The sequence below is a fragment of the Hymenobacter agri genome, from assembly GCF_054778495.1.
The window spans coordinates 1-4,256 of the sequence record NZ_BAAGZM010000369.1 but is presented as its reverse complement, the minus strand read 5'-3'; the positions used below and the strand labels follow the sequence as shown (position 1 = coordinate 4,256).

At 61.0% G+C, this 4,256-nt stretch carries 5 protein-coding genes and 1 pseudogene; all 6 read right to left on the bottom strand.

Annotated elements, in window-relative coordinates:
- Nucleotides 1-438: 5-(carboxyamino)imidazole ribonucleotide mutase (gene purE, locus ACYVDE_RS15815; RefSeq protein ID WP_460502509.1), on the bottom strand; the 438-nt coding region annotated here is incomplete at its 3' end.
- Between the two features lie 42 nt (nucleotides 439-480).
- Complete coding sequence (locus tag ACYVDE_RS15810) at nucleotides 481-819, bottom strand: hypothetical protein (protein WP_460502508.1); 339 nt, start codon at nucleotides 817-819, stop codon at nucleotides 481-483.
- A gap of 75 nt (nucleotides 820-894) precedes the next feature.
- Nucleotides 895-2,172 (bottom strand): dihydroorotase, encoded by a 1,278-nt coding sequence (locus ACYVDE_RS15805; protein WP_460502506.1) that lies wholly within the window; start codon nucleotides 2,170-2,172, stop codon nucleotides 895-897.
- Nucleotides 2,173-2,354: 182 nt separating this feature from the next.
- A complete protein-coding gene (locus tag ACYVDE_RS15800; protein WP_460502504.1) occupies nucleotides 2,355-3,335 on the bottom strand; it encodes an aspartate/ornithine carbamoyltransferase family protein in 981 nt (326 codons plus the stop codon).
- 24 nt (nucleotides 3,336-3,359) lie between these two features.
- Nucleotides 3,360-3,638 carry a hypothetical protein gene (locus ACYVDE_RS15795; protein ID WP_460502502.1) on the bottom strand — a complete coding sequence of 93 codons (279 nt, stop codon included), beginning with the start codon at nucleotides 3,636-3,638 and terminating at the stop codon, nucleotides 3,360-3,362.
- A gap of 400 nt (nucleotides 3,639-4,038) precedes the next feature.
- Nucleotides 4,039-4,256, bottom strand: a pseudogene (locus ACYVDE_RS15790) (quinone-dependent dihydroorotate dehydrogenase); the annotation flags it as partial.

Genomic DNA, 4,256 nt, shown 5'->3' with positions numbered 1-4,256 from the left:
CGGGTCGTGCAGGGCCAGCAGGCTCACGGCAAACAGCGCGGCGTTGGCCGCCCCGGCCATGCCGATGGCAAACGTGGCCACCGGAATGCCTTTAGGCATCTGCACGATGCTGTGAAGCGAATCGACGCCCTGCAAGTGGCGGCTGGCCACCGGCACGCCCAGCACGGGCACGGTGGTTTTGGCGGCCAGCATGCCCGGCAGGTGGGCCGCCCCGCCCGCCCCGGCAATAATGGCCTGCAAACCGCGCGGCCCGGCCTGCTCGGCGTAGGCAAACAAGTCGTCGGGCATGCGGTGGGCCGACACCACGCGCGCTTCGTGGGCCACGCCAAAGTCCGTGAGAATCTGCACGGCGTGCTGCATGGTGTCCCAGTCGCTGCTGGAACCCATCACCACGCCGATGAGGGGCTGCGGGGTGGTGGAATCAGAGGGAGTATTCATTGTTATTATTTGGTCGTCATGCTGAGCGCAGTCGAAGCATCTCTACCACTTCGTTGGCTCATCCAGATTATTCCATTTATCAGTTAAATCGGCTGCTGATGGATTGATATCAACTACTTCCGTTTCGTAATCGAATAGAATTGAAACGATTACCGCAACATCTTCAGCGGCTAAGTTGACCCGATAGAAATCGAAAAAGCTTTCCTGCGGGGCATTGTGCAAACTGGGTTTGTCAATCTTGCTGCTTGACAGGACGCGGGTAATGAGGTCGGCAAGGTGTACTTGGCCACGCTGCGCCAAGATTCTACGAGTATCGTTCAGACTAGCAAAATCCAGAACGTTTCCACTCTTTTTTAGCCGCCTGTACTGATTCGCGTCCATTGCCTTATGAGTTAGTAAAACAGCTCAAACGAAGCGGTAGAGATGCTTCGGCTGCGCTCAGCATTCGCTAGCCAATTACCGCTCCAGCAGCACCTCCGCGCCCAGCACCACCATATCTACCCGGCCTTGCAGCGTTTGGTTGATGAAGGGCGTGTTCTGGGATTTCGATTTCATAAAGTCCTTGGTGAAAGTGGTTTCCGCCTCGGAATCGAACAGCACGCAGTCGGCGGGCTGGCCTACTTCGATGGCGGCCACCGGCAGGCCCATCAGGCGGCGCGGCGCGGCCGAGTAGCGCTTCACCAGCAGGTCCCAGCCGAACTTACCGGGCTTCACGAAGTAGTGGTAGAGCGACACCAGGGCCGTATCGAGACCGGTGATGCCGTTGGGGGCGTTGATGAAATCCTGGGCTTTCTCGAAGGGCGTGTGGGGCGCGTGGTCGGTGGCAATGAGGTCGAAAACACCTTCCTTGAGCCCTTCGAGCAGGGCGTCGCAGTCGGCTTGGGTGCGCAGGGGCGGGTTCATCTTGTAGTTGGTGTCGTAGTCGCCGATGTGCTCGTCGGTGAACAGCAGGTGGTGGGGCGATACCTCGGCCGTCACCCGCACGTCGCCGCGCGATTTCCACCAGCGGATGGTTTCCATACCCAGCTTGCTCGATACGTGCTGGATGTGCACGTGCGCTCCTGCCGCCCGGGCTAGTCGGATGTCGCGGTCGATGATAATTTCCTCGGCGCAGGCCGGCGAGCCCTTGATGCCCAGCCGGTAGCTCATCACGCCCTCGTTGAGCGCGCGCGGGCCGGCCAGCTCCGGCACCTCGCAGTGGCTGGCAAAAAACATCCCGAACTCGGTGGCGTACTGCATGGCCCGCAGCAACACGGCCGGGTCGGCGGTGGTGTCGCCGTCGTCGGTGAGCATCCTCACGCCGAGGCCGTGCATCCCCTCGATTTCGGCCAGTTCCTTGCCCTCACGGTTTTTGGTCACGCAGCCCGAGGTGTACACCGGAATGCGCGAGCGGTGCCGGGCGTTTTCGAGCACCGCGTCCACCGCCGAGGCCGAATCGAGGGCCGGGCGGGTGTTGGGCATCATCACCACGCCGGTCACGCCGCCGTTGATGGCCGCCTCGCTGCCCGTGGTGATGGTTTCCTTGTTCTCGAAGCCCGGGGCGCGGAAGTGCACGTGAGCATCGAACATGCCCGGCAGCAGCACCCGGCCGCGCGCGTCGATGACACGGGCACCCTTCGGGGCGGTCAGGCCCGGGCCGATTTCCTGAATTTTTCCTTCCACAATGAGAACATCGCTCTCGACAAGCTCAGGTGAATTTTCGGAGGCAATGCGGGCGTTTTGAAGAAGCAGCATGAATAGGGATGGGCGGGAAGAATTATTTGGAGAGATAAAAGCAGATTTACCGGAACGAGGTAGAGACGCAACATTTTGCGTCTGGTCGTCCGCGCCGTTCGGAAATCGTTGGGGTGTCATTCGGGAGTCGTTCAAACATCGTCGTTCAACGACGAGACGCAACATTTTGCGTCTCTACACCACTAAGGCACAATCACCGGCGCGCCGGCGCGCTGCGGCGCCACGTACGATTCCTGCTTCGGGAAGTCGCCGCCGGGCGTGAGCCAGTCGAGCACGGCCATGCGGACGGAGATGCCGTTTTCGACCTGGTTGGTGATGAGGCTGCGCTCGTAGTCCATCACGGCGTCGCAGAGTTCCACGCCGCGATTTACGGGGCCGGGGTGCATGATGTAGAGGCCGCGGTCGCTGATTTCGGCCAGGCGGGTATTGGTGATGCCGTACACGCGGTGGTACTCGCGCACGCTGGGGAAAAACTGCACGTCCTGGCGCTCCATCTGCACGCGGAGCAAGTACACCACGTCGGGGCCCCAGGCCATGGCGGCCTCGTAGTTGGTGAAGCGCGGGATGCTGGCCGGCACGTACTTGGGCACCAGCGAGCCCGGCCCGAGGTAGGCCACTTCCACGCCCAGCTTTTGCAGTAGCGTGCTGGTGGAGCGCGCCACCCGCGAGTGCAGGATGTCGCCGATGATGAGCACCTTCTTGCCGCGCGGGTCGGGAAATTTCTCCTTGATGGTGAAGGCGTCGAGCAGGGCCTGGGTGGGGTGCTCGTGGGCGCCGTCGCCGGCGTTGATGACCGAGGCCGTGGTCTGGCGCGCAATCATGCCCGGCAGGCCCGAGTGGCTGTGGCGCACCACGATGTAGTCGGTCCGCATGGCCTGGAGCGTCTCGATGGTTTCGCGCACCGACTCGCCCTTGGTAATGGACGAATGGTCGACGTTGAAGTTCGTGACCTCGGCCGAGAGGCGCTTGGCCGCCACCTCAAACGAGGAGTGCGTGCGGGTGCTAGCCTCGTAGAACAGCATCAGCACCGACTTGCCTTCGAGGGCCGGAATTTTCTTCACCGAGCGGGTGAACAGTTTCTTGAACGACGTGGATTGGTCGAGCAGAAACTCGATTTCCTCGCGGTGCAGCGAGGCGATGTCGAGCAGGTCTTTACGGGCCATAGCGAAGAAAAATGAGTACGTGGGTCAGAAAGAGAGGCGGGTGAAACTGGCCGCTGGCGCAGCGCTCACCCCGAAGTGCCGGCGTGAAGCGTGACGGGGCAGCAGTGCCTCGGCCAAACGCCGCGGGCATAAAAAAACCGTTTCGGAATCCGAAACGGCGGCGGGGCAACGGGCAGAAAAAATAACGGAAACGGCAGCGGCAAAATCAGGAAAACCGATGGCGGTGAAGCCGTTCTGGCTTTCCCGCGGGTCCCGGCCAAGCAGGGTTCCACGCTTCATCAACTGGTGTTTTGGTTGAAGCATGGTGCAAAACTACGGAATTGTTAAGCGGGGCTGTCCATTGATAATGTTATTTTTTTTCGCGCCGTCTCACTCGAATTTTTATTTCCAGTCTAACGGCTTAGCCCACGCGCTTTTGGTCGCCATTTGCGCCATCAAGAAAAAGCCCCGCCCGCGTAACCCCTTGCCCTGCAAGCTCAATCGACCTTACCTTTGGCTCTTTATGACGCCCGTTACCGGCTGGCAAGCCCCTGTTTTGTAGTAACAAGCCGCCCCTGAAGCGCCTCGCGTTTCAGGGGCGGCTTCGTTTTGGGCCGGCGTGGTATGAGGGAGTATCTGCGAGCGTATTTAAAAATTTCAAAGACCGTTATGCCGAGCGCAGTCCACACATGACGTTCAAAATCGTTACGGCAACCAGCCCGCCCTACTTTCCCCGCGCCAGCGCCTTGTTAATCTGGCTCACCAGTGCCGGGCCTTCGTAGATGAAGCCGGTGTAGAGCTGCACCAGCGTGGCGCCGGCGGCCAGCTTTTCCTGCGCATCGGCCGCCGAGTGAATGCCGCCGGCCCCGATAATGGGCAGCGCGCCGCCGGATTTCTGGTGCAGGTAGCGAATGACCTCGGTGGCCCGCGCCCGCAGCGGCC

Bases quoted from the DNA above. Each gene is read 5' to 3' on its own strand.
- ACYVDE_RS15795 (WP_460502502.1), bottom strand. From the start codon at position 3,638: ATGCTTCAACCAAAACACCAGTTGATGAAGCGTGGAACCCTGCTTGGC.
- ACYVDE_RS15805 (WP_460502506.1), bottom strand. From the start codon at position 2,172: ATGCTGCTTCTTCAAAACGCCCGCATTGCCTCCGAAAATTCACCTGAG.
- ACYVDE_RS15810 (WP_460502508.1), bottom strand. From the start codon at position 819: ATGGACGCGAATCAGTACAGGCGGCTAAAAAAGAGTGGAAACGTTCTG.
- ACYVDE_RS15800 (WP_460502504.1), bottom strand. From the start codon at position 3,335: ATGGCCCGTAAAGACCTGCTCGACATCGCCTCGCTGCACCGCGAGGAA.